Annotated in this window: 24 protein-coding genes; 22 read left to right on the top strand and 2 right to left on the bottom strand. The window is 31.0% G+C overall.

Annotation, left to right across the window (positions count from 1 at the left end; genetic code table 11):
- Positions 1-77: 77 nt before the first annotated feature.
- The gene (gene pssA, locus KPL37_RS09075) at positions 78-623 is read right to left on the bottom strand and encodes a CDP-diacylglycerol--serine O-phosphatidyltransferase (RefSeq protein WP_216148285.1); all 546 of its coding nucleotides are present in this window, start codon (positions 621-623) and stop codon (positions 78-80) included.
- 244 nt (positions 624-867) lie between these two features.
- Between pssA and KPL37_RS09070 the strand changes: the two genes are divergently transcribed.
- From KPL37_RS09070 to KPL37_RS09060, 3 genes are all read left to right on the top strand, one after another.
- The gene (locus tag KPL37_RS09070) at positions 868-1299 is read left to right on the top strand and encodes a CBS domain-containing protein (RefSeq protein WP_216148282.1); all 432 of its coding nucleotides are present in this window, start codon (positions 868-870) and stop codon (positions 1297-1299) included.
- Positions 1300-1432: 133 nt separating this feature from the next.
- Positions 1433-2317: a YegS/Rv2252/BmrU family lipid kinase gene (locus tag KPL37_RS09065; RefSeq protein WP_216148279.1), complete on the top strand. Its 885-nt coding sequence runs from the start codon at positions 1433-1435 to the stop codon at positions 2315-2317.
- Positions 2318-2385: 68 nt separating this feature from the next.
- Positions 2386-3021 carry a hypothetical protein gene (locus KPL37_RS09060; protein WP_216148276.1) on the top strand — a complete coding sequence of 212 codons (636 nt, stop codon included), beginning with the start codon at positions 2386-2388 and terminating at the stop codon, positions 3019-3021.
- An 82-nt stretch (positions 3022-3103) separates the two neighbouring features.
- Here the strand turns inward: KPL37_RS09060 and KPL37_RS09055 are convergent, their stop codons facing one another.
- Positions 3104-5110, bottom strand: a complete 2007-nt coding sequence (locus KPL37_RS09055; protein WP_216148402.1) for a YgiQ family radical SAM protein — start codon at positions 5108-5110, stop codon at positions 3104-3106.
- A gap of 456 nt (positions 5111-5566) precedes the next feature.
- On the opposite strand from KPL37_RS09055, the gene KPL37_RS09050 reads away from it, so the two are divergent.
- The 19 genes from KPL37_RS09050 (at position 5567) to KPL37_RS08960 (ending at position 25710) form a co-directional block, all read left to right on the top strand.
- Positions 5567-6829 (top strand): magnesium transporter, encoded by a 1263-nt coding sequence (locus KPL37_RS09050; protein WP_216148273.1) that lies wholly within the window; start codon positions 5567-5569, stop codon positions 6827-6829.
- Positions 6830-6980: 151 nt separating this feature from the next.
- Complete coding sequence (sleB, locus tag KPL37_RS09045) at positions 6981-7649, top strand: spore cortex-lytic enzyme (RefSeq protein ID WP_216148399.1); 669 nt, start codon at positions 6981-6983, stop codon at positions 7647-7649.
- Between the two features lie 332 nt (positions 7650-7981).
- Positions 7982-8494, top strand: a complete 513-nt coding sequence (locus tag KPL37_RS09040) for an RNA polymerase sigma factor (RefSeq protein ID WP_216148270.1) — start codon at positions 7982-7984, stop codon at positions 8492-8494.
- A complete protein-coding gene (locus KPL37_RS09035; RefSeq protein WP_216148267.1) occupies positions 8481-9893 on the top strand; it encodes a TolB family protein in 1413 nt (470 codons plus the stop codon). Before KPL37_RS09040 ends, KPL37_RS09035 begins: the two co-directional genes overlap by 14 nt.
- A gap of 269 nt (positions 9894-10162) precedes the next feature.
- Positions 10163-11512 carry a VanW family protein gene (locus KPL37_RS09030; RefSeq protein WP_216148264.1) on the top strand — a complete coding sequence of 450 codons (1350 nt, stop codon included), beginning with the start codon at positions 10163-10165 and terminating at the stop codon, positions 11510-11512.
- 52 nt (positions 11513-11564) lie between these two features.
- Positions 11565-13121, top strand: a complete 1557-nt coding sequence (locus KPL37_RS09025) for a MutS-related protein (RefSeq protein ID WP_216148261.1) — start codon at positions 11565-11567, stop codon at positions 13119-13121.
- A gap of 12 nt (positions 13122-13133) precedes the next feature.
- The gene (locus KPL37_RS09020) at positions 13134-13601 is read left to right on the top strand and encodes a tRNA (cytidine(34)-2'-O)-methyltransferase (protein ID WP_216148258.1); all 468 of its coding nucleotides are present in this window, start codon (positions 13134-13136) and stop codon (positions 13599-13601) included.
- 41 nt (positions 13602-13642) lie between these two features.
- Positions 13643-14563 carry a thioredoxin-disulfide reductase gene (gene trxB, locus KPL37_RS09015; protein WP_216148255.1) on the top strand — a complete coding sequence of 307 codons (921 nt, stop codon included), beginning with the start codon at positions 13643-13645 and terminating at the stop codon, positions 14561-14563.
- A gap of 24 nt (positions 14564-14587) precedes the next feature.
- A complete protein-coding gene (locus tag KPL37_RS09010; protein ID WP_216148252.1) occupies positions 14588-14917 on the top strand; it encodes a thioredoxin family protein in 330 nt (109 codons plus the stop codon).
- 74 nt (positions 14918-14991) lie between these two features.
- On the top strand, positions 14992-15471 hold the full coding sequence (gene grdA / locus KPL37_RS09005) for a glycine/sarcosine/betaine reductase complex selenoprotein A (protein WP_216148250.1): 480 nt from the start codon (positions 14992-14994) through the stop codon (positions 15469-15471).
- A gap of 152 nt (positions 15472-15623) precedes the next feature.
- Complete coding sequence (gene rpoN / locus KPL37_RS09000) at positions 15624-16994, top strand: RNA polymerase factor sigma-54 (protein WP_216148384.1); 1371 nt, start codon at positions 15624-15626, stop codon at positions 16992-16994.
- Positions 16995-17139: 145 nt separating this feature from the next.
- Positions 17140-18174 (top strand): sugar-binding transcriptional regulator, encoded by a 1035-nt coding sequence (locus KPL37_RS08995; RefSeq protein WP_216148247.1) that lies wholly within the window; start codon positions 17140-17142, stop codon positions 18172-18174.
- A gap of 81 nt (positions 18175-18255) precedes the next feature.
- Positions 18256-19263: a type I glyceraldehyde-3-phosphate dehydrogenase gene (gene gap, locus KPL37_RS08990; protein WP_216148244.1), complete on the top strand. Its 1008-nt coding sequence runs from the start codon at positions 18256-18258 to the stop codon at positions 19261-19263.
- A gap of 176 nt (positions 19264-19439) precedes the next feature.
- Positions 19440-20636 (top strand): phosphoglycerate kinase, encoded by a 1197-nt coding sequence (locus tag KPL37_RS08985; RefSeq protein ID WP_216148241.1) that lies wholly within the window; start codon positions 19440-19442, stop codon positions 20634-20636.
- Between the two features lie 76 nt (positions 20637-20712).
- Entirely contained in the window at positions 20713-21459 is a 747-nt protein-coding gene (gene tpiA / locus KPL37_RS08980) for a triose-phosphate isomerase (protein ID WP_216148239.1), read from the top strand.
- A 160-nt stretch (positions 21460-21619) separates the two neighbouring features.
- Positions 21620-23149, top strand: a complete 1530-nt coding sequence (gene gpmI / locus KPL37_RS08975) for a 2,3-bisphosphoglycerate-independent phosphoglycerate mutase (protein ID WP_216148237.1) — start codon at positions 21620-21622, stop codon at positions 23147-23149.
- Positions 23150-23311: 162 nt separating this feature from the next.
- Positions 23312-24607 carry a phosphopyruvate hydratase gene (gene eno / locus KPL37_RS08970; protein WP_216148234.1) on the top strand — a complete coding sequence of 432 codons (1296 nt, stop codon included), beginning with the start codon at positions 23312-23314 and terminating at the stop codon, positions 24605-24607.
- 233 nt (positions 24608-24840) lie between these two features.
- Positions 24841-25071, top strand: coding sequence for a preprotein translocase subunit SecG (gene secG / locus KPL37_RS08965; protein ID WP_216148231.1), 231 nt, complete (start codon positions 24841-24843; stop codon positions 25069-25071).
- A gap of 336 nt (positions 25072-25407) precedes the next feature.
- Positions 25408-25710: a YerC/YecD family TrpR-related protein gene (locus KPL37_RS08960; protein WP_216148228.1), complete on the top strand. Its 303-nt coding sequence runs from the start codon at positions 25408-25410 to the stop codon at positions 25708-25710.
- Positions 25711-25856: the final 146 nt, after the last annotated feature.

The following is a 25856-nucleotide window of genomic DNA, read 5'->3' as shown; positions in this document are numbered from 1 at the left end:
CTATAATTTCTTCTTTAACGCAAAGATCTGATTTCTGGATATTTCATTTATCATAGGGTCGTAAAACTCGAACTTTTTTACATTTTTTTAATTTTAAATTTACTTACCATAAGGTAAGAGAGTATAAACATTATAATAATAGTAAGTGGAAAATTATGTGGTGAATTTAAGGTCGCTAGAGCATATATGGCTACTAACATTCCAGCTAGAGTAATAGGAATACCTGTATAAACATCATTAAATGTAGAGTTATTATATCTTGCTAGCCTATATGCACCAGCTACAGGGTAAACTAAAAAACAAATATAACCTAAATATCCAAGAGATATAAAATTATATAAATTATATATTAGTATAGAAGGTGCAACTCCAAAAGATACTAGATCTGCTAATGAATCTAGTTCTTTTCCAAGTTCACTAGATACTTTTAAAAGGCGTGCTACTTGGCCATCATATCTGTCCATAAGAGCAGCTAGTAATATAAAAATTATAGATAACTTATAATTGGCTTGAAATGTCATTAACAAAGATAATAAACCAAAAACTAAATTTCCAAAGGTAAGAATATTTGGTATTGAAGATTTTTGCACTAAACACCACTCCTTAAAATAATAAAATTGCATTATAAACTTAACAATAGGTTAGTATATAGTTGTATAAAGGATATTTTTAATTATACATCATTTTCTAGTAATAATTAAGCATATAAATGCTATATTTTATTTTAATGGCATTTAAGATACCCAGGAGATAATTTTATGTCTTAAAAAAATATGAGTAAAATAAAAATATTAATATAAATTTTTTATTATGGTTAAAATATAATAATTATGATTTACCATAAAGAGATATGAGGAGGATTATAAAATGAAAATTTCGGAAATAATGACTAAAGAAGTTATAAGTTTATCTGTAGATGATACGGTTGAACGTGCAGCTCAGATTATGAGAGAGTATAATATAGGATCAATCCCTGTAAATACAGATGGAAGAGGAGTAGTTGGTATTATAACTGATAGAGATATAATTTTAAGATGTGTAGCGGAAGGTAAAGATATTAAAATGCAAAAGATAAGAGAAATTATGACTTCAAACCCAGTAGTAGGAGATGAAAATATAAACGTTAATGATGCTACTAGAATTATGGGTGAGAGGCAAATAAGAAGATTGCCAATTATTTCTAATAACGAATTAATTGGGATTGTAACCCTGGGAGATTTAGCCTTAGAACCAAATTTAAAACAGGAAACTACAGATGTCTTGGGTGAAATTTCAATTCCTTCTTCGCATTGTTTTTAAAGCTAATTGTAATTAAGTTTAATATTATTTAATGAACATCCACAAGAAAATGGAATCTTGTGGATTTAATTTTAAAGAGGTATAATGTTTATAAATAAATCGTTAAATTAGGCGGGAAATAGGAGAGAATGTAATGAATAAGGTGAAGTTTATTTACAACCCATATTCTGGAGAAAGTACTATAGCATCAGATCTAGACCAAGTAATAATGATTCATCAAAAATATAAGCATACAATAGTACCGTATAGAATATGTAATGAATATCCTATAGCGGATGCTTTTTTTGATATAGATGAAGGTTATAAATATGTCTTAATAGCAGGTGGCGATGGAACAATAGATAGTGTGGTAAATGAGATGAAAAAAAGGAAAATTGATTTGCCTATAGCAATCCTTCCTGTAGGGACTGCAAATGATTTTGCCAATTATATAAGAATGCCACGCGACGTTCATGATGCATGTTATCAGATATTAAATAGTGATACGAAAAAGATAGATTTAGGGAAGATAAATGATAAATATTTTGTAAACGTAGCGAGTACAGGCTTATTTACAGATATATCTCAGAATATGGATATGGATCTGAAAAATACTATAGGCAAATTGGCGTATTATGTAAAGGGAATAGAGCAACTGCCAAACTTTCGAAAATTAAAAATAAAGGTTACTTCAGATGAAGTTTTATTTGATGGAGACATGTACTTAATGTTAGTGTTTAATGGACAAACCGCAGGAAGTATGAGATTTGCATACAAGGCTAAAGTGGACGATGGACTTTTAGATGTAATAATAATAAAGGCTGGAAATATGAAAAACATTTTAAATATTTTCATCAAAATGTTAAGGAATGAGCATCTTGAGAATGTTGAGGGAATTGTTTATTTTAAGACTAGTAAGCTTGAAATAGAATGTCACGAGGATATCGTTACAGACATAGATGGGGAGAGAGGACCAGATTTTCCTCTACTTATTACTTGCGAAAAGGGTGGAATATCTATAATAGGTTCTAAAATATAATAAATTATGCATAATTTCATATATTAATTAATAAATATTAACAGTATCAATTTTAGGGAGAGTATATGATGAGTGTATATTTTTTACTGCTGTTTGTAATGACTTTATTATTATATGAAGGTATAATTTGTAGTTTATATTATGCGCCTAGAAAAATTAAAATAATAAGTTTTGTAGTTTTAACTTTAATGACACTTAGATACATAGCTTTATTAATACTTTTAATTGTAAAGGACCAAAATTATTTATATATGTTAAAACCTTTGATATATACAAACTTTTTGTGCATACCAATATGTGGTATCATTTCAGCTTTTATATTTGCTAGAAAAAATAAGATTAAATTAAAAAGAATTTTATTAATGTTTTTAATTTTGTGTTTAGCTTATTGTATTGTCATGTATAACTCTAATACAAATATTGCTATATCAAATCTTTATGGACATACTATAAAATTACAATTAGAAGATTATTTTTATTATACGTCACTTATAATAAATTCAATTCTTATAATTGTGGGTATAAATCTATTTAATAGACGCTATTCAAATAAACTGGGAGCAGTTTTAATAGTTATATCAGCGAGTATTACATTAATAGCAGTCCTTCTAGCTTCAGTAAATACAAGTTTCAATTTTTTAGTGCTAGGAGATATTTCTTGGGTTTTAACAATGAATTATGCTTTAATGAAAGTTAAAAGGTGATTATTAAATCATCTTATGGGCGCTTAAATATTAAAAGACATATGTAGCTATAAATATTATAGCTTCATATGTCTTTTAGTTTTTAACGTTGCCTTTTTCTAGGGCTAAGGTTTGATGCGCGTTTTGTAGAGTGCTTAGGAGTAGTCTTAAAATCTGGTTTTGAAGCCTCTTTTAAAGAAGGTTTGGTAAAAGTTCTTGGAGCAGTTTCAGAAACATGGTTAGATTCGGCATTCGGCGATCTAAACTTAGAATGTTTCTTTCCTTGATACTTTGGATGATTATTTGCTTTGCTAGGTCTTGATGGTATCAATGATTTTTTATCAGAACCAATCAAATCTTCTCTATGAGCTTTTACTAGCGCCTCTCTTACAATGCTGTAGTTTTCAGGGTTTTTAAATTGCATAAGGGCTCTTTGCATATTTTTTTCTTTTTGCTCAGTGGGAACATAAACCTTCTCGTTTGTGAAAGGATTTATACCGGTATAAAATATAGTAGTAGATAAACTACCTGGTGTTGGGTAAAAGTCCTGAACTTGTTCTGGAGTGTAACCCATTTCGTTAATATATTCCGATAATTTAATTGATTCCGCGAGGTCACAACCTGGGTGGCTTGACATAAAGTATGGAACCAAAAATTGATCTTTATCTAGTTTCTTATTTGTTTCGGTATATTTTTTGACAAAACGATCAAACACTTCTTGTTTTGATTTTCCCATTTGATCTAGTACTTTGTCACTTATATGTTCAGGTGCTACTTTTAATTGTCCACTAATATGATGCTCGCACAACTCTTCAAAAAAATCAGTGTTTTTATCATATATTAAATAATCGTATCTTATTCCAGAACGGATGAAAACTTTTTTAATGTTTGGAATTACTCTAACTTTCCTTAATAAATCCAAGTATTCAGTGTGGTCAATAATAAGATTCTTGCATGGAGTAGGGAACATGCATTGTTTATCTCGGCACACACCTACTTTTTCTTGAATCTTGCAAGCTCTGTGTCTAAAGTTTGCAGTAGGCCCTCCGATATCGTGAATGTATCCTTTAAAATTCTTTAAAGTAGTTAAAACAGTAGCTTCATCTATTATAGATTTTTGACTTCTATTTTGTATAACGCGACCTTGATGAAAGGTTAAAGCACAAAATGAACAACTACCAAAACATCCTCTATGGCTTGTTATAGAAAATTCAACTTCTTTTATTGCAGGAATACCACCTTTAGCTTCATATATGGGATGGTAGGTCCTGGTGTATGGCAAACCATAAGTTATATCCATTTCCGCTTGGGTTAAAGATATCTGAGGAGCATTTTGAACAACATATCGGTCATTATGTTTTTGTACTACTGTCTTTCCTCTTATATCGTCTTGTTCTAATGATTGCAATTTGTAACTCTCGGCATAAGCAAGTTTATCAGTGGAAACAGTTTCGAAAGAAGGAACTTCCACATAATCTTTAAGATCACTAATATCTTTTGTAGCATATACGCTGCCTCTAATAGAAGTCATTTTTTCTATGCTCATACCATATTTAAAAAGATTAGCCATTTCAACAATAGTTTTTTCTCCCATGCCATAAAGTAGTAAGTCAGCTTTAGCATCAATTAATAAACTTCGTCTAACTTTATTTGACCAGTAATCATAGTGGGCAAATCGTCTAAGACTTGCCTCTATACCACCAATTACAATAGGAACATTTTTAAAGGCTTCCCTAGCCCTATTACAATATACAATTACAGCTCTATCTGGTCTGTGCCCCGATTCACCACCGGGTGAATAAAGATCAGTGTGTCTCTTTTTCTTTGCCGCAGTATAATGATTAACCATGGAATCTATATTGCCGGAATTTATAATGAATGCAAATTTAGGCATGCCAAGTTTTCTAAAATCTTCAATACCCTCCCAATCAGGTTGGGCTATAATGCCTACAGTAAAGCCTTCTCGCTCTAGTGTTCTTCCAATTATAGCGCTGCCAAAGGATGGATGATCTATGTATGCATCCCCTGTAATTATTATAAAATCTAATTGAGATATATTTCTTTCTTTTAAATCATTCATGCAAATAGGTAAAAATTGTTTGTTTACTATCATATAATCCTCCTGAGAGATTAGTCTAGCCTTTAGTTTAATATATTTTCATTCCATTTACTTATGCTTAATTAAACTAAAGTTCGATTTCTTGATGTTTACGGTATATAATAATATTAACATATCTATAGAAAAATATGAACTAGAAAAGTTTATAAATATAATTGCTTTCGCTTTTTAGTTGCATTTTGGAGTATATATAATATAATTGTATAGAAAGAATATTTTTATAATTAACTTAAAATAACACCTTGCACTAATCTATAATAAAAAACATAGGCGGTGAAAACAAATGGAAAATGGCCCTCGGAGTAGAAGGTCGAATTTAATTTTAAAATTGAATATTATTATGCAGAGAATTTCTTAAAGTATAAATTGACATAGATGGGACAGTAATATAAGTCAATGAGTTAAAATTACATTTTGATGTTTCTCTGCATAAGAGGAGGGATATCTATGGAAATAATTTCTGAGTTTTTTTTAAGTTCAATCCTAAACAAAAATGTGTATGATGAGTTTGAAGATAATATTGGAAAGCTTTTTGATCTTTATGTTACTACTGAGCAAGGATATCCAAGAGTTATAGGATATAAGATTAAAAAGGAAAGTGAAATTTTTAATTATGAATTTAGAAATATTGAAATATGCGAAGAAGACAAAAAAATAACAATACAGGTAAGAGGAGTTAAAGAGATAATTCCTAGAAAGTTTTCTTATCTTTTATCTAAGCATTTATTGAATAAGCAAATAGTAGATGTTAATGGGAAAAAAGTAGTTAAAGTTAATGATTTAACCATGACAAAGGCTTACGGAGAAATAAGAGTTATAGCTGTAGAATCAGGCATTATTGCAGCGGCTAGAAAATATAAATTAGACGGTATAATAAAAATTTTTTATAATATATTAGGTAGAAAACCTCAAGATAATAGTATAACATGGGAAAGTGTGCAATCGCTGGAGATGGTGGATCACAGCCTGAAGTTAACGCAGCCATATTCAAAACTTACTAAACTTCATCCAGCTGATCTTGCAGATATTTTGGAGGGACTTGATACATCTGCTAGAAACAAAATTTTTGAGAGCCTAGACAAGGATTTGGCAGCACATACTCTAGAAGAATTACAGCCAGAAGTTCAAGCAGATATTTTAAGTACTATTAATAATCTACTTGCACAAGAGATTTTAGATGAAATGCCTAATGATGAGATTGCGGATATTTTAGATGAAATGAAGGAAGACGATGCAGAAAAAATTCTTTTAAACTTTAATAAAGATGATGAAGAAGAAATTAGAAACCTTATGAATTATGAAGAGGAAGTTGTTGGTAGTATAATGAATAAGGATTTTATATCATTTAATGTAAATATTACGGCTAGTGCGACTATTGAAATTTTAAGAGAACTTCAACCAGAAGATGAGGTTATACATTATATTTATATTGTAGATGAGGATAAAAAACTTCAAGGAGTTATTTCTTTAAGAGATTTAGTTCTCTCAGCTCCTGTGATGAAACTTAAAGATATTATGGATGATAAGGTTATTAAAATAAAAGATAGTCAAGATATCGAAGAAGCTGTTGAAATAGCACTTAAATATGATTTAATATCTTTACCTGTAGTTGATATTGATGAAAAATTATGTGGGATAGTAATTATGAACGATATTATTGAAGAACTATTGTCGCCAAGATGGAAAAGAAAACTTAAAAAAATTATATAAAAAAATACACTGTGGCTTATATTAGCATAGTGTATTTTTTTTGGAATTAAGCACAAACTAATACTGTTAATGACATTTACATATTGTTGTTTAAGGAGGAATAGGTTTGAAGCTTAAAAAACATTTATTTAAAAGATGTAGCGCTGTAGTTATGATTATTTTAATTGCATATTTTGCAACTGAAGTTTATTTTAATGTGTATAGTAAGCAAGCTATAGCACAGGTTTATAAATACGGATCGCGTGGTGAACAAGTTAAACAAATTCAAACTAAATTAAAGAAGTGGGGATATTATAAGGGCAGTGTTGATGGAATATATGGCTACAATACATATCTTTCCGTTAAATCTTTTCAAAAGAGTAATGGATTAAAAGCAGATGGAATGACTGGGAATTCAACACTAGCAGCCATAGGTCTTCCAACTAGTACATCGACTTCTGGATCAGCATCTAGTAAAAATGTAACAAATAATAAGGATGTGGAATTAGTAGCTAGACTTATAAATGGCGAGGCTAGAGGAGAACCCTACGAGGGTCAGGTGGCTGTTGGAGCGGTTATTCTAAATAGAACAGCAGATGCAAGATTCCCATCTACAATAGCAGGCGTAATTTATCAACCAGGAGCATTCACGGCGATTGTGGATGGACAAATAAATGCAAAAATTGAAGAAAGTTCAACAAGGGCAGCAAGGGATGCATTAAACGGATGGGACCCTTCTGGAGGTGCTGTATTTTATTTCAATCCTGCAACAAGTACCAATAAGTGGATATGGTCACGGGCACTTATAAAAATAATTGGTAAACATAGATTTTGTAGCTAATTATCATCATAATAAATTGATAAGAGCTACTTGGTAAAATAAAATTTACCAAGTAGCTTTTTTATAAATACTTGTAAAACTTTAATTATATTAAGAAATTATTGATAATTTGTAAGTATATAATTATATTGGAATATACATTAGTATTATTTATATTATGGTATAATCTAAATAAGTATGTGTGAATATTTCAGACATATTTAATACACATTTTACATAAAAACTGGTAAAGAATGCAACTAAATATAAGGTCTCACGTATATTATGTGAAATGTTTTTTTAATAACCAGTGGTATTTATAAAAAAACAAATTATGATGGGGGTACTGCTTAATGCCAAGTAAGTTCGAACAACTGTATGACATGTACTATAATTGCGTTTACAGATATATTTTTGTTTCTGTAAAAAACAAATGGAACGCAGAAGATATAATTGCTACTGTGTTTACTAAAATATATGAAAACAAAGATAAAATTACTGAGGTAGAAGCAAGTAAGAATTGGATATTTAAAATAGCTCATAATACTATTATAGATTTTTATAGAAAAAACAGTAAAGTAATTCCTATAGAAAGCTTTTTAGATAGAGGCGACGAAGATTTTGGATATGAAAATATAGCTATTAGAGATGAATTTGATGGCGTAAAAAAAATAATCGATATATTACCAGAAGAAACAAAAAAAATGCTTTATCTTAGGTTTTATGGTGGTCTAAAATTCAGAGAAATTGCAGAAGCAGTAGATATAACAGAAAGTACTGTAAAATCAACTATTTCTAGAGCTATAAAGAAAATTAAGAAGAGTTATGAACATAGTTTGGGAGGTGATGTAATTGGAAATAAATGAAAACAGTATTGAGAAATCATTGTGTAATGATGCAGCAAAGATCGTTATTGATGAGGAGTTTAAATCAGATTTAAAAAATAAAATAATGTTTGCAGATAAATATAACAATATTACAAAGCAGCCTAAACATAGAAGTAACTTTATGAAAAATAGATATTTTAAAATCGCTTCAGGTTTTGTAATTTGTGTATTTGTAAGTGGATCGATATTTAAGGTTATAGATATTCAAAGTAAAAATATATTTACAAAGATTAAAGGAACGACAAATTCAACTATTCCGGTTATAAGCACAAAAGAATCAATTAATGACAGTAGTAAGCAAGCAGTAGGATTAAAAATTTTAGACGATATTATAAAAAATAATTATAAAAATAAACAATTGGTGGCAATAAAGGGAGGCGTAGCGAACGTCAGCAATCCCTTAAGTGTTAATACAGTAAAGAAGCCTACAGATAGCCTTATGGCTGCAAATATTATTTCTGATAACGGTATTATGGAAATTGTAAATTATGATGATGGTGATGATGAAACAATTCAAGACGAAGGTACCGAAGTAAAACCTGTTATACCAGCAACTGTTATTCCGGCAACAGTTACAAATCCAACGATAGATGTTCCAAGTGTACCTACCGTTGTATTAACAACATATGATCCAAGGTATTCTAACGATGCAACGAAATTAGCTAGTGTTAAAGATGATGGCATATATATAAAAGATTTAAAATCATCAAGTGAGACGATGTTAATAGCTTGTAATGATAAGACACAAATAGTTAATAAGCCGAATTTTACACCTAGTGGAGAAATAATCTATTACAAAGCAAATAAAGTAGAATTAGAAAATGGAGCTATCTATTTATCTAATAAAAAGGGTAATGTATCTACGAAAATTGCAGATGGAAAAAACCCTATGGTATCTAAAGATGGTGAAAACCTAGTTTATGAAGCTGAGGGTAAAATATACATCCAACCTTTAAAAGATAAGACTAGTAGTAGATATGTTGCTAATGGTAAGTACCCTGCTTTTTCTAATGATGGCAACTTAATTAGTTATGTTAAAGAAGGAATTGAAACTCAAAGCCCTAATGTAAGTGCTGCAAAAATAACGACATTTGCAAGGGTAGCGTCTACTGAAAAAACAATTTCTACTTTATGTGTTTATAATTTTGCAAAAGAACGAAATTCTAGCATAACAGATAAAGGAGCAATTGCAGATAGTAGTACTGATTCTTGGTCGGGAGCTATAAGAAATGTAGAGGATACTAATAAATCAGATGCAGCTGGCCAATATAGTTATTATGAAAGTATCTGGAGTTTAGATAATAAAGAAGTACACGTTATTAAAGTAGATAATGAAACAGGAGATAGGGTCGTGACTAATTTCAAACTAGACAATTAAATGTAAATTTTAAAGGCTAGACAATTTATTGTCTAGCCTTTAAAAAATACTTTATTCTTGAACACAGTATTTTATTATTAAATTTAGCGTGTTTAATATAAGTATAATTTTACCATAGAAGATGCTGGATTAATACAAAATTATAGATTTAAAGTCAACAATGATAAAATGAAGAGTATTAAGCTTACATTTTGGAACGCTACTCGGAGCATATAGGAATATCGACTTCTTTGTAGTATACTATTTATGAGTAGAAAAGGAGATTATATATGAAGAAAAAGGCAATTATTATAATAGGAGTTTTAATCCTATTTAGTACAATTACTTTCAGTGGCTACTCTTATATTAAAGTAAAACAATGGGATTCTTTGATTTTACCTGGAGTTAAAATTGAAAATGAGGATTTAACTGGTAAAACGAAGAAAGAAGCACAAACGATATTAAATGACAAATATTCTAGTAAGGTTCTTAAGAAAAAGATAACTGTAGTAACTGATGAAAAAAAATATATACTTGATTATAAAACGCTCGGAGCAAAGTACAAAGTTGACGAGGCATTGCAGAAGGCATTAAGCTATGGAAATAATATGAATATGTTTGAAAAATACAAAGCCATAGAACATCCTAGAGGTAAACAAATAAAACTAACTTTTGAATATAATGATAAGACAGTTGATAAAATATTAAAGGAAATAGCTAAAGATACAGATAAAAAGGAAAAGAATGCAACTATAACTAAGGTCAGCGGTGGAGAATTCGTTGTTACAAATGATGTTATTGGAAGGAAGCTCGAAGTAGATAAACTAAAAACTAATGTTAAAAGTAAAATTGATGGGTTCACGGATGAGGATGTAGCATATATACAGGCCCCAGTTAAAGAAATAAAACCTAAAATTTCAAAGGCTTCCTTAAAGACAATAAATACAAGAATATCAAGTTATACTACGAGCTTTGGAAGCTCACCCGAGGGTAGAGCGACAAATATAGCCTTAGCAACTGGAAGTATAAATGGGAAACTACTTATGCCGGGAGATGTTTTTAGTTTTAATGGTGTTGTAGGAGAGAGAAAAGCTTCAAGAGGATACAAGGCAGCGAGTATAATTATTGGTGATAAATTGGAACAGGGTCTAGGTGGAGGTATATGTCAAGTTTCATCTACTTTGTATAATGCAATGCTTTCAACTTCAATTGTTTCTGTAGAAAGAATTCATCATACAATATCATCGGGTTATATTCCTAAGGGGCAAGATGCTACAGTTGATTATGGAAATCTTGATTATAAGTTTAAAAACACATTCAAGTATCCAATATATATTGAAGGCCTTTTGTCAAATGGAAATATATATTTCAATATATATTCAAGCTCTACATTAACCAATAGAACATATAAAATAGTAAATGAGGTATCTGAGCCTACTGAGCCTAAAACAGAAACAATACAAGACCCAACAATGTATGAGGGTCAAAATAAGATTGTAAAGACGGGTTATGCAGGTTTTAAGGTTAAAGTGATTAGAAAAACTTATGAAAATGGAAATCTAGTTAATACTGAAATTATAAATAAAGATACATTCCGTGTTATAAATGGAGTTATGAAGGTTGGAACTAAGAAAGCATAGAGGGGAATTTAACAAAAGTGGAAATAAAAAAAATCTAAAGGAGCATTGTATTATGAGTAGCAGATTTTTAGGATCAATAAGAAAAGATTATAATAAAGATGTGGATAAGACTATAAATTTTGAGAAGGTTAAGAAATTTTTTAATATGCGTGAAAAGAGTGAATACACCTTAGATGATCAGACCTGGGACGATTTAGATATGAATAAGGTGTATGAAAAGCTTGATAGATCATATAGCAGCCCTGGAGAGGCCTCTTTATACTCAATGCTTAGAAATCCCTTAATGAATGAAGATAAATTAAAAGCAAGAGGAAAATTAATTCAGTCTATGAAAGAAAACAGTAAGCTTCGGGAAACTCTTCAGTGTATTTTTTTTGAATTAAATAGTGATACTAAAAATAGCTTACTAGATATGATTGAAACCGATCTTATCATAAATAGGCCTAAATATTATGTGTATACCATTCTAGGAAAGGTGTTGCCAGCAATAGCAATTTTATTTGCAATATTCGTAAATCCTAAGTATATGATAGCATTATTTGCCATAAGTTCTATCAATATGCTTATAAATTCAACAGAAGTAAGGGCAATTAAGTCTAATGGTATATTCTATTTGCAAAAGAACATTAAGGCAGCTAAAAAAATAGCGGGTATAAATGATAAAGAAATTATTTATTACAAAGATAAGATAAAAACGCTTCTTAAAGGTATGAAAGATATAGATCTTAGTACAAAAACCATAGGAGTTATAAATATGTGGGGAGGTGCTTTTGAATTCATTTCTGTTATTTTTCTTTTAGAGGAAACAACTTATTACTCCATATCTCATAAAATAAAAAGAGAAAAACAAAGATTAATGGATCTTTACTATATTGTTGGAGAATTAGAAGCATTAATCTCAATTTCAGGTTATGAACATAATTTAAAAGAGCAGTGTGTAAAACCTAAGTTTACAAAGGATATTACTTTGAAGATAAAGGATGGAGTGCATCCTCTTATTGAGAATGCCGTTCCTAACTCAATTAATATAGAAAAGGGAGGAATTGTGCTTACAGGTACAAATATGGCAGGTAAATCCACCTTTTTAAGAATGATGGGAGTAAATATAATCTTAGCGCAAAGTTTTAATTTTGCATTGGCTAAAAATTACGAGGCGTCTTTCTTTAATATAGTTTCATCAATTAGCCCAAATGACGATTTAACAAAGGGGAAAAGTTTCTTTATGGCGGAGGTAGAATCTATACAACGTATAATTAAAGCTCTAGAAAAGGATGCACCCGTATTTTGTCCTATTGATGAGATATTTAGGGGTACAAATCCAATTGAGAAAATATCTATGTCAGCTGCTATATTAACATATATAAACAATGGAAAAAGTATTTCTATTGTAGCAACCCATGATAGAGAACTAGTTGATATTTTAAAAGTAAATTATGAGTTCTACTACTTTAGTGAAAAGGTAGATAATCACAAGGGCTTAAGCTTTGATTATAAGATTAAAAAGGGAGTTTCTCAAACCAGAAATGCTATTAAACTTTTAGAATACATGCATTATCCAAAAGCAATAACTGATGCAGCATATAAAAGAGCTGAGACAATAGAGAAATAAGGAGGACTAATTATGCATTTAAATATAGTTTTATTTCAACCAGAAATTCCACAAAACACAGGGAATATCGGAAGGACATGTGTGTTGACGAATTGTAAACTTCATCTTATAAAACCTTTAGGATTTAGTTTAGAGGAGAAACAACTTAAAAGGGCAGGACTAGATTATTGGCCTTATTTAGACCTAGAGTTACACGATTCATATGAAGAACTACGCTTAAAATATAAGGATTCAACTTTCTATTTTTCTACAACAAAGGCATCGAATTTCTACTCAGACGTAGAATATAAAGAGGGAGATTTTATAGTTTTCGGGCGAGAGTCGTCAGGACTTCCGGATATCATTCGAGATAGTGATCCTAATAGATGCATAAAAGTACCTATGATAAGCAGCACAACTAGGTCACTTAACCTTTCAAATACTGTAGCAATTGTGGCATATGAGGCACTTAGGCAAATAGGTTTTAAAGACATGAAGTAAGGTACGTTAAATTTGATAAGAAAAATGAGGAGGCTATATGTATGGAACATATTTATGATACTATAATTATTGGTGGGGGGCCTGCAGGGTTATCCGCTGGACTTTATGCATCAAGATCAAGAATGGATACTTTATTAATAGAAAGAGCAGAGTTTGGTGGACAGGTTGCTACAACTAATGAAATTGATAACTATCCAGGATCAATTGAAAACTGTACAGGGGCAACACTCAGCAAACGTATGAAGCAGCAAGCAGAAGAGTTTGGAACGAAATTTGTAAGTGAAGAGGTATTGGAAGTTGAACTTGAAGGAGATATTAAAGTAATCAAATGCAAGGGTAAAACTTATAAAACTAAAACTATTATAATAGCATCAGGAGCATCTCCTAGACTTGGTGGGTTTAAAAATGAAATAGAATTAAGAGGTAAGGGAGTTTCGTATTGTGCAACTTGTGATGCTGATTTTTTTGAAGATTTAGATATTGCAGTAATAGGGGGAGGAGATTCAGCTATATCTGAAGCTATATACCTTGCTAAATTTGGGAAAACCGTTACTGTAATACACAGAAGAGGCGAACTTAGGGCCGTTAAGTCACTTCAAGAGAAAGCTTTTAAAAACCCAAAGATAAAGTTTATTTTGGATGCTGTGGTTGAGGAAGCTAAAGGTAAAGAAATGTTAGAAAGTTTAGTAATTAAAAATGTTAAAACTGGTGAACTCAGTGAATTAAAAGCAGATGGATGTTTTGTATTTGTAGGATATCTACCAATATCTGAATTGTATAATGGGAAAATCACTATGAATGATCGTGGAGACGTTATTACTGATGAGAATATGAGGACTAATATACCGGGAGTATATGCAGCTGGTGACATAAGGGTGAAGTTACTAAGACAAGTAATTACAGCAGCAGCAGATGGTGCAATAGCGGCTACTCATGCTGAACATTACATTGAAAATAAATAATTAAATTTTAGGAGGGCATTAGTAATGTTAGAACTTACCAAAGATAATTTTGAAGAAGAAGTACTAAAATCAGAAAAGCCTGTATTTGTTGATTTTTGGGGTGAAAACTGCAAAGTTTGTCTAAGGTTTATGCCTGGAGTGAATGAACTCTCTAAAAAATATTCTGATAAAATAAAATTTGCGAGCTTAAATATATCAACGGCAAGAAGAACAGCTATAGGACAAGGCGTTCTCGGACTTCCTACAATGGTAATATATAGTGAAGCAGAGAAAATGTCAACTATTACGCCAGATAAAATTTCGTCGTTAGAAGATATAGAAAACTTTATAAAACAATACTACGATACCTTATAGTTTAATGGTTTGATGTAGGCTAAAAGATTGAGATAAACAAGCATTTATTGACTTGTTAAATGCAGGAGAGGAAGATGAAAATGCTTAAGGCAAGGAAAGTTATTATTATTGGAGATAGAGACGGAATACCAGGTCCTGCAATAGAAGCTTGCGTAAAGTCTGCTGATGCCGAAGTTGTGTTTTCAACAACAAAATGTTTTTCATGCAGCTTAGCAGGAGCAATGGACAACGAGCTTCAGCAAATAGTAAAAGATCTTACAGCTAAGCACGGTGCACAAAACTTAGTTGTGATTATTGGAGGAGCAGAAGCTGAGACCTCAGAAGTAACAGCGGAGACAATAGTAGCAGGAGATCCTACATTTGTTGGACCACTTGCTGGAATTGCTTTAGGACTTGCGGTATATCACGTAGTTGAACCTGAAATAAAAGATTCCTTCGTAAAGTCGGTTTACGATGAGAAGTGTAGCATAATGGAAATGGTTTTAGATATAGATGAAATAATAATTGAGGTAAAATCTCTTAGAGATAAGTTCTGCAAGTTTAGCTTAAAATAATAAAAATTCAGCATATATACCTTGTTATTTATTACGATAATAGGGAGTATGCTGAATTTTTTTATTTTTCGTTCTAGCTTAAGGTATAATTCATTCGCTCTATGTTATAATATTTATAAGATGATTTACATGAGGTGATGGATAAAATGAATATTAATTTTGGCTTAAACTTGGTCCAAGAACAAAAATTAATAATGACACAAGAAATGCAAATGTCTGTTAAACTTCTTCAAATGTCAGCACAAGAGCTTGGTCAGTATGTTAATAAAGAAATGCAAGAGAATCCAGTGCTGGAAGAAAAAAATATACAAAATAGCAAGAGTGATAACTATGATGTAAGTGACTATAAACAGATAATTAAATACCTTGATAAGGATGTATATAAAACAAAAAATTATAGTGCAAAAAACGATGGTGATGAAGTTTCTCCTTTTTACTATATTGCAGAGGAAAAATCACTTAAGGATTATATTAAGCAGCAAATAGGTGAACTTGCAGGGGAAAGTGATGTTTTAAATATATGTAAGTACATGGCGGAAAGTTTAGATGCTAAAGGTTATTTAGCAGTTAGCTTGCAAGATATATGCAAAGAGCTTGGAGTATCAAATAAAAAGTCAGAAGAAGCCCTGAAAGTATTTCAATCTTTAGATCCAGAAGGTATAGGAGCTAGAAATTTAAGGGAATGTTTAACAATACAATTGTATAACCAAGGCATGGATGATGAAAAAATTTGCAAAATAATTAGTGATTACTTGGAGCTGTTGGCAGAAAATAAATATAGTGAGATAGCTAGGGAATTAAAAATAAGCATAGGTGAAGTCCAAAAATATGGAGATATAATAAAAAATTTAGAACCTAAACCATCAAGAGGATTTTATACTGGTGAGACTGTTAAATATGTTGTTCCAGATGCATATATTAATAAAATTGATGATGAATATTTTATTTCTATGAATGAAGATGTGCTTCCTAAATTAAATATAAATAATTTGTATAAAGAAATTATTAAAGATGAAAAAGATGTAGAAGCTGTAGAATATGTAAAAGATAAGCTTAATAGCGCGATGTTTCTTATAAAAAGTATTGAACAAAGGAAAAACACTGTATATAGAGTTTTAGAAGAAATACTAGAGGTTCAAAGGGAATATTTTGATAGCGGTGAAGAATTTCTAAAACCGATGACACTTAAAATAATCGCTAATAATTTAGAGATGCATGAATCTACAATAAGTCGTGCAATTAGAGAAAAGTATGTAAGTATAAATAATGGTAAAGTAGTTAAAATAAAAGATTTTTTTACTAATGGAATAACCTCAGGTATAGGCGGCGACGATATATCTACACTTAATATTAAAAAAAATATTAAGGAAATGGTAGCCAGTGAAGATACAAAAAAACCAATGTCTGATCAAAATATTTGTAATCGATTAAACATTGAAGGAATAAATATTTCTAGAAGAACGGTAGCAAAATATCGTGAAGAACTTGAAATTAAAAGCTCAAGTAAACGCAAAAGATTTTAAAGAATAGTTTATTTTATGACTTCGTTAACAGAATGTTAACATGTTTTTTAGAAATACTAATTTAAAAAAGTTAGTATTTCAACTATAATGTAAGTGGGAGCAGAAAATATATGCTGGGACTTAAACAGTCCAGAAAGGTGTTCAAGTGGAGAATATTTTAAAATTAGAACAGAAGATAGTGCCTGAATTAATAGAACTTCTTGAGAAACGGCATGATATATTAAGAACGATATGTTATAATCAACCTATAGGACGTAGAATTTTATCAAATCATATGTGCATAAGCGAGAGAATAGTAAGAAATGAAATAAATTTTCTGAAGTCTCAAAACTTAATTGAAGTTAATGCACTGGGGATGTTTATAACATCTGATGGAGAAGAAATTTTACGTCAATTAAAAGGATTTATTCATGAAATCAAGGGATTATCTAAAATTGAGAAATCCATTGAGAGACACTTGAAGCTTAAGCAAGTTATAATTGTTCCCGGAGATGTAGAAATTGATAAAAGTGTTCTTAAAGAACTAGGGAAGGCAGCAGCAAATTATGCTATGGATATCATGAATGACAATAGTATAATTGCATTAACAGGTGGATCAACAGTAAAAGAAGTTGTAGATAGTTTTCCTAAAAATAATAAATACAACAATATATTGGTGCTTCCGGCTAGAGGTGGTATGGCTAGAAATGTAGAAATTCAAGCTAATACTTTAGTTGCTAGGCTTGCCGATAGAATTGGTGGAAATTACGAATTACTACATGTACCTGATAATTTAAGCAATGCAGCACTAGAAACTATATTGAATGAAAAAAATATAAGAGATATAATTGATAAAATTAGAAGTGCAGATATTCTTATTTATGGCATAGGCATTGCGAAAGAAATGGCTAATAAAAGAGGAATACCCGAGGTGAAAATTAATAAACTTGAAGAGTTAGGTGCAGTAGGTGAAGCGTTTGGTCAATATTATAATGAGTTAGGAGAAATAATTTATTCTACACCTACTATTATGGTAGCAACCGAAGAAGCTAAAAACGCGAAGATTCTAATTGCAGTAGCTGCTGGAAAAAATAAAGCTAGAGCAATTATTGCCACTGAAATCAATCGTTCCAGTACTGTTTTGATAATTGATGAAGCGGCTGCACAAAAGATTATAAATATTTTAGAAAAAAGAGAGTAAACTATATAATGATTTTATTAAAGAGAGAATTATATATTTACATATAATTATTTGATTAAAATTTTAGGAGGTTTTGCCAAAATGGTAAAAGTAGGAATTAATGGATTTGGAAGAATAGGAAGAAACGTATTTAACGCATTAGTAAAAAATTATTCAACAGAATTAGAAGTAGTAGGAATTAATGATTTAACAGATGCTGCTACACTAGCACATCTTTTAAAATATGATTCACTTTACGGAAAATTTGACGGAACTGTAGAAGCTAAAGAAAATTCTATAGTTGTTAACGGAAAAGAAATTAAAATATTTGCACAAAAAGAACCTAAAAACATCGACTGGAGTTCACTTGGAGTAGAAATCGTACTTGAATCAACTGGATTCTTTACAGATGCTACTTTAGCAAGCGCTCATTTAGGAGTTAGTGTTAAAAAAGTTCTTATATCTGCACCAGCTAAAAATGAAGATATAACAATAGTTATGGGTGTTAATGAAGAAAAATATGATTCATCAAAACATAACATAATATCAAATGCATCATGTACAACTAATTGTTTAGCTCCATTTGCTAAAGTATTAGATAAAGAATTTACAATAGTCAAAGGTTTAATGACTACAATTCATTCATATACTGGAGATCAAAGATTATTAGATGCTCCTCATAAAGATATGAGACGTGCAAGAGCTGCTACATTATCAATGATTCCAACTACAACAGGTGCAGCTAAAGCTGTAGCATTAGTTTTACCACAATTAAAAGGAAAATTAAACGGATTCTCATTAAGAGTTCCAACTCCAACAGTTTCTTGTGTAGATTTAGTAGCTGAACTTTCAAGAGATGTTACTATAGAAGAAGTAAATGCAGCATTTAGTAAAGCTTCTGAAACTGACATGAAGGGTATTCTTGGATACTCTGAAGAACCATTAGTTTCAATAGATTACAAAGGTGACGAAAGATCATCTATCGTTGATGCAATGTCAACAATGGTTATTGAAGGAAACATGGTTAAAGTTGTTTCATGGTACGATAATGAAGCAGGCTATTCTCATAGATTAGCAGATTTAACTAAATTTGTTGCAGACAAACTATAAAATTTAGTTTACTATAAAACTATAAGTATAGTATTAGGGTCTAGTTTTATAGGTAGTCTATGGAACTAGGCCCTTTTATTGCTTATTCTAGTATATGAGTATGCTTCATAGAACATACTACAATTGATAGAAGTTACAAAAGTTTATATTATAAACATGGAGAGAGGAGAATGAGTATGAAATTTAATAAGAAAACAATTGAAGATATTGAGGTTAAAGGTAAAAATGTTTTAGTGAGATGTGATTTTAATGTACCATTAAAAGATGGGGTAATTACAGATGTAAATAGATTAGTAGGTGCAATGCCAACAATTGAATACTTAATTAAAAATGGAGCAAAAGTAATTTTATGTTCACATCTTGGAAAACCAAACGGTGAGGCAAAACCTGAACTTTCTTTAGCACCAGTAGCTAAAAAATTAAACGAAATGTTAAAAAAAGAAGTGATTTTTGCAGCAGATCCAAATGTTGTTAGTGATAATGTGAAATTGGCTGTATCTAAAATGAAAGACGGAGACGTTATATTACTAGAAAATACAAGATATAGAAAAGAAGAAACAAAAAACAAAGAAAACTTTTCTAAGGAATTAGCTTCACTTGCAGATATTTTCGTAAATGATGCATTTGGAACAGCACATAGAGCACATTGTTCTACAGTCGGTGTAACTGAGTTTGTTAAAACATCAGTATGCGGATATTTAATTCAAAAGGAATTAAAATTCTTAGGTGATGCAGTAAATACCCCTGTTAGACCATTCGTTGCAATACTCGGTGGAGCTAAGGTTTCTGATAAAATAGCTGTTATTGCTAATTTACTTGATAAGGTAGATACATTAATAATTGGTGGAGGAATGGCATATACATTCTTAAAAGCCGGTGGTTATTCTGTAGGAAGTTCTTTAGTTGAGGAAGATAAAATAGCATATGCTAAAGATATGATGCAAAAGGCTGAAGAAAAAGGAATTAAATTCTTAATACCAGTTGATCATATAATTGCAGATAAATTTTCAGCTGATGCAGAGCCAGTAGTTACACAGGATCAAAATATTAAAGATGGTTACATGGGTCTTGATATTGGACCTAAGACCTCAGAAATGTATAAAGGTGCTATAAGAACAGCTAAGACTATTGTTTGGAATGGCCCAATGGGCGTATTTGAATTTAAAAACTTTGCAAATGGAACAATTGCTGTAGCAGAGGCTATGTCAAAAGTTGATGGAACTACTGTAATAGGTGGTGGAGATAGTGCAGCTGCTGTTAATCAATTAGGATTTGGAGATAAAATGACTCACATATCTACAGGCGGCGGAGCATCTCTTGAATTTTTAGAAGGTAAATTATTACCAGGAATTGAAGCTCTTACAGATAAATAGTTAAATAAACTATGATGCTTTAAAGTTTAAATATATAAGTTTTACCGATTACAAAGAATAATAGGAGGTTTTTTTTATGAGAAAAGGTATAATTGCAGGAAATTGGAAGATGAATAAAACTGTAGCTGAAGCTGTGACTTTAATTGAGGAAATGAAACCATTAGTTAAAGATGCAAAATGTGATGTTGTAGTTTGCCCTACATTTTTATGTTTAGATGCAGTAATAAAAGCAACTAAGGGTACAAATATAAAGGTTGGAGCTCAAAATATGTTTTATGAAGAAAGCGGTGCTTTTACAGGCGAAGTTTCTCCAGGAATGTTAAAAGATTTGGGTGTTGACTATGTTATAATTGGACATAGTGAAAGAAGACAATATTTCAATGAGACAGATGTTTCTGTAAACAAAAAGCTTAAAGCTGCTTACAGCCATAGTATCGTTCCTATACTTTGCGTAGGAGAAACTCTTAGTGATAGAGAAGGAAATATCACAGAAAAAGTTTTAGCAAATCAAGTAAAATTAGATTTAGAAGGACTTATAAAACAACAAGTAGAAAAATTGGTTATTGCATATGAACCAATTTGGGCTATAGGAACAGGTAAAACTGCAACTGCTGATCAAGCTAATGAGACAATTGCATTTATAAGAGCAACTGTTGGAGCTATGTTTGGTAGTGAAGTAGCTGAAAAAGTTAGAATTCAATATGGTGGTTCTGTTAAACCAGCAACTATAAAAGAACAAATGGCTAAATCAGATATTGATGGTGGTTTAATTGGAGGAGCTAGCCTTAAGGCACAAGACTTCGCCGGAATAGTAAACTATTAAGCTATTCTTTTAGACAAAACTACGAAAGTGAATTTATCTACTTTTGTAGATTCAGATGATTTAATAAAAGAGCCACATTGGTTGGTTATTATAATTACAATAAATAGCAATACATAGAAATGTGTATTGCTATTAGAAACAATTAGTGGGGGGAAAAGAAATGTCGAAAAAACCAGTAATGTTAATGATTTTAGATGGATTTGGCTTATCAAGTACCGTAGAGGGAAATGCAGTAACTGCAGCAAAAAAACCAAATTATGACAAATTAATGAAGAAATATCCGAGTACAAAATTAACTGCAAGTGGCTTAGAAGTAGGATTACCAGAGGGCCAAATGGGAAATTCAGAAGTTGGTCATTTAAACATAGGTGCAGGTAGAATCATATATCAAGCACTTACAAAAATAACAAAAGAAATCAAAGAAGGAGACTTCTTTAAGAATGTTGCTTTTAACAAAGCAATAGATAAAGCTATAAAGACGAATTCCTCAATTCATCTTCTAGGATTATTGTCTGATGGAGGAGTTCACTCTCATATTGATCATTTGAAGGCTTTAATAAAGCTTGCAAAAGATAAAGGTGCTAAACAAGTTTATGTTCATGCTTTCTTAGACGGTAGAGATGTGCAACCCGGTTCAGCACTTAAATACATAGCAGAAATAGAAGAATATATGAATGAAATAGGTCTTGGTAAAATAGCTACTATTAGTGGTAGATATTATGCTATGGATAGAGATAAGAGATGGGAAAGAGTGGAACTTGCATATAATGCTATGGTGTTATCTAAGGGTGAGACAGATACATCGGCCCTAGATGCAGTTAAAAAAGCTATGCATGATAACAAGACAGATGAATTTGTTCTTCCAACTGTTATAATGGAAAATAATAAACCAGTTGCTGCAATAAGTGACAACGATACTGTAATATGTTTTAATTTTAGACCAGACAGAGCTCGCGAACTTACTCGCGCAATTAATGACAAGGTATTTGATGGCTTTAAAAGAGAGACATTGAAACTTAATTACGTATGTACTACTCAATATGATTTATCTATAGAAAATGTTGATGTTGCGTACACACCAGAAAGTTACACTAATACGCTTGGAGAATATGTTAGTAAAATGGGTAAAAAACAGTTAAGAATAGCTGAAACTGAAAAATATGCTCATATTACATTTTTCTTTAATGGTGGTGTTGAGGCTCCAAATGTAAATGAGGATAGAGCGTTAATTCCATCACCAAAAGTAGCAACATATGACTTGCAACCAGAAATGAGTGCCCGCGAGGTTACTACAGAGTTACTTAAAAGATTAGATACTGATGAGTATGATATGATAATATTAAATTATGCTAATCCAGACATGGTAGGTCATACAGGAGTTTTCGAAGCTGCTAAAAAGGCTATAGAAACAGTTGATGAATGTCTTGGAAAAGTTGTTGAGTCAGTTTTAGGTAAAGATGGCAGCGTATTTATAACTGCAGATCATGGAAACTCAGAACAAATGATTGATTACGCGTCAGGTAAGCCAATGACTGCACATACTACAAACTTAGTTCCATTCACATATGTGTCAAATCATAGTAAAGAATTAAGAGAAAACGGAATACTAGCAGACATTGCTCCTACAATGCTTCAAGTTATGGGACTCGATGTACCTAGCGAGATGACAGGAAAATCTTTAATTAAATAATCTACAAAAGAGCTGGAATGTCATTAAACTTTAATTTATATGAAAACTGAATCAGTTTATTGTATTATCTAAGTTTGGTATTAAATTCTATTGAAATTTAGGATTATATTGACTTAACTTAGGTAATAATAAAATAGATAAAAAATTTGGAGGTAAGATAATATGAAAAACTTTATTGAGATCATTGATATTTTTGCAAGACAAATTTTAGATTCAAGAGCATTTCCAACAGTTGAAGTTGAGGTAACACTGGAAGATGGAACAATAGCAAGAGCATCAGTACCATCAGGTGCTTCTACTGGTATATTTGAAGCAGTAGAACTAAGAGATGGAGATAAAGAATTATTTAATGGTAAGGGAGTTTTAAAAGCTGTTAATAATGTAAACAATATAATAGCTGATGAATTAGTTGGAATGAATGTATATGATCAAATAGCGATTGATAAGGCAATGATAGCGCTTGATGGAACACACAATAAGGCAAAACTTGGTGCTAATGCAATTCTTGGAGTATCACTTGCTTGCGCAAGAGCTGCTGCTGAATCATTAGGACTTGGATTGTATCAATATATTGGTGGAGTAAACGCTAAAGTTTTACCAGTTCCAATGATGAATATTATAAATGGTGGAAGTCATGCTGATAATAATGTTGATCTTCAAGAGTTTATGGTTATGCCCGTAGGAGCAACCTCATTTAAAGAAGCTTTAAGAATGAGTGCAGAAGTTTACCATGCATTAAAAGCATTATTAAAAAGTAAGGGACTCGCTACTGGTGTTGGTGATGAAGGTGGATTTGCTCCAGATTTATCATCAAATGAGGAAGCTATAAAAATTATAATAGAAGCTATAGAAAAAGCTGGATTTGTTCCAGGAAAAGATATATTTATAGCTCTTGATCCAGCAGCTTCTGAATTCTTTGAAGATGGTAAGTATAACTTAGCATCAGAGGGAAGAATACTTACTCCAGAACAAATGGCTGATTATTATGTAGAACTTGTTAACAAGTATCCAATAATCTCTATTGAAGATGGAATGGCTGAAGAAGATTGGGATGGTTGGAAATACCTAACAGACAAAATAGGAGATAAAGTTCAATTAGTTGGGGATGACTTATTTGTAACTAATACAGATAGATTAAAAATGGGAATTGATAAAAAAGTTGCGAATTCAATTCTTATAAAATTAAATCAAATAGGTACACTCACCGAAACATTGAATGCTATAGAAATGGCAGAGAGAGCAGGATATACTGCAGTAGTTTCTCATAGATCAGGAGAAACTGAAGATACGAGCATAGCAGATTTAGTTGTAGCTATGAACGCAGGACAAATTAAAACTGGTGCTCCAGCTAGAAGTGAAAGAGTTTCTAAGTACAATCAGCTTTTAAGAATAGAAGAAGAATTAGCTGAAGCAGCGGAGTATAGAGGAATAAAAGCATTCTATAATATAAAAAGATAGTTAGCAATAAAATATGAGCATAGTCTTTATGGCTATGCTCTTATTTTTTATTAAGGCTAAGGTGGATTTATAAATGGAATTGTGTTACAATTAACTAAAAAATATAATAATAAGAACATATTTTCATGTTACTTTGTAATGATAATAGAGTAAGTAGATGAATTACATTCCATTGTAAGATACCTTAGAGTATGTTAAAATAGCCAAGTATTTGATGAATAGGGGGTGTACATATGCGTAGTTTTATAATATTTTTATTTATTGTAACATCAATTGTTATAATTGTTTCAGTTATGATGCAACCTAGTAAAACAGATGGATTAAGTGGTCTTATAGGTGGAACTTCGGAAACTTTTTTTGCGAAAAACAAAACCAAAACAGCCGAATCAGTCTTAGCGAGAGTTACAGTAATTTCAGCACTTTGTTTTGTTGCATGTATAGCAGCTCTAAATGTAATAAAATAATACAATTAATTCATAGTTCAGGCACATTAATAAATATTTTAGACTTTACAGCAGTTTATTTGAATTTTTTTAATAAACTGCATTTTTTTATGATTTAACGACATTCCAGAAGGAAAGTCTCCAACTTCTATAAGTGAGAGTTACATATTATAACAAATAAAAAACTTCGGTGGGATTTTAAATTTCCTTCTGAAGTGGTTAATGCATCTTCTTCAAAGCTGTTGCAGCTCCTCAGGAGATGATTTAGAAAGTTATTATAATAAAAAAAGTTTAGTATATAAGTTATAAATGATAATATTAGGTAATGTAGTCTATGATTATTAGAGGTGAAGGATGATGAGCGAATATAGTTCAAAATTAGAAAGTAAGGATATGAATTTTCTTTTTGAAGGTATTTTAAGCCTTAAAACAAAGGAAGAATGTTATAAATTTTTTGAGGATATATGCACTATAAATGAAATAAAGGCATTTGAACAAAGATTTCAAGTAGCAAAAATGCTTGCAGATAAAAAGACATATATGGATATCGCAGGTGCTACAGGTGCAAGTACTGCAACGATTAGTAGAATCAATAGAGCATTAAATTATGGTAGCGATGGATATAAACTTATATTAGAACGCTTGAGTTCAAAGGAATAGGCACACAGCTCTGCAAGAGATGATTACAGCTCTGAAAGAGATGATTACAGCTCTGAAAGAGATGATTACAGCTCTGAAAGAGATGATTACAGCTCTGAAAGAGATGATTACAGCTCTGAAAGAGATGATTACAGCTCTGAAAGAGA

The organism is Clostridium frigoris (genome assembly GCF_018861865.1).
Lineage (GTDB): Bacteria > Bacillota > Clostridia > Clostridiales > Clostridiaceae > Clostridium_AD > Clostridium_AD frigoris.
Note: the sequence above shows the minus strand (reverse complement) of the source record. Positions and strands in the feature narration are given on the sequence as shown.

Coding starts and splice junctions, on each gene's coding strand:
- pssA (WP_216148285.1), bottom strand. CDS start 623: ATGCAATTTTATTATTTTAAGGAGTGGTGTTTAGTGCAAAAATCTTCA.
- KPL37_RS09070 (WP_216148282.1), top strand. CDS start 868: ATGAAAATTTCGGAAATAATGACTAAAGAAGTTATAAGTTTATCTGTA.
- KPL37_RS09065 (WP_216148279.1), top strand. CDS start 1,433: ATGAATAAGGTGAAGTTTATTTACAACCCATATTCTGGAGAAAGTACT.
- KPL37_RS09060 (WP_216148276.1), top strand. CDS start 2,386: ATGAGTGTATATTTTTTACTGCTGTTTGTAATGACTTTATTATTATAT.
- KPL37_RS09050 (WP_216148273.1), top strand. CDS start 5,567: ATGGAAATAATTTCTGAGTTTTTTTTAAGTTCAATCCTAAACAAAAAT.
- sleB (WP_216148399.1), top strand. CDS start 6,981: ATGATTATTTTAATTGCATATTTTGCAACTGAAGTTTATTTTAATGTG.
- KPL37_RS09040 (WP_216148270.1), top strand. CDS start 7,982: ATGCCAAGTAAGTTCGAACAACTGTATGACATGTACTATAATTGCGTT.
- KPL37_RS09030 (WP_216148264.1), top strand. CDS start 10,163: ATGAAGAAAAAGGCAATTATTATAATAGGAGTTTTAATCCTATTTAGT.
- KPL37_RS09025 (WP_216148261.1), top strand. CDS start 11,565: ATGAGTAGCAGATTTTTAGGATCAATAAGAAAAGATTATAATAAAGAT.
- KPL37_RS09020 (WP_216148258.1), top strand. CDS start 13,134: ATGCATTTAAATATAGTTTTATTTCAACCAGAAATTCCACAAAACACA.
- trxB (WP_216148255.1), top strand. CDS start 13,643: ATGGAACATATTTATGATACTATAATTATTGGTGGGGGGCCTGCAGGG.
- KPL37_RS09010 (WP_216148252.1), top strand. CDS start 14,588: ATGTTAGAACTTACCAAAGATAATTTTGAAGAAGAAGTACTAAAATCA.
- grdA (WP_216148250.1), top strand. CDS start 14,992: ATGAAAATGCTTAAGGCAAGGAAAGTTATTATTATTGGAGATAGAGAC.
- gap (WP_216148244.1), top strand. CDS start 18,256: ATGGTAAAAGTAGGAATTAATGGATTTGGAAGAATAGGAAGAAACGTA.
- KPL37_RS08985 (WP_216148241.1), top strand. CDS start 19,440: ATGAAATTTAATAAGAAAACAATTGAAGATATTGAGGTTAAAGGTAAA.
- tpiA (WP_216148239.1), top strand. CDS start 20,713: ATGAGAAAAGGTATAATTGCAGGAAATTGGAAGATGAATAAAACTGTA.
- gpmI (WP_216148237.1), top strand. CDS start 21,620: ATGTCGAAAAAACCAGTAATGTTAATGATTTTAGATGGATTTGGCTTA.
- eno (WP_216148234.1), top strand. CDS start 23,312: ATGAAAAACTTTATTGAGATCATTGATATTTTTGCAAGACAAATTTTA.
- secG (WP_216148231.1), top strand. CDS start 24,841: ATGCGTAGTTTTATAATATTTTTATTTATTGTAACATCAATTGTTATA.
- KPL37_RS08960 (WP_216148228.1), top strand. CDS start 25,408: ATGAGCGAATATAGTTCAAAATTAGAAAGTAAGGATATGAATTTTCTT.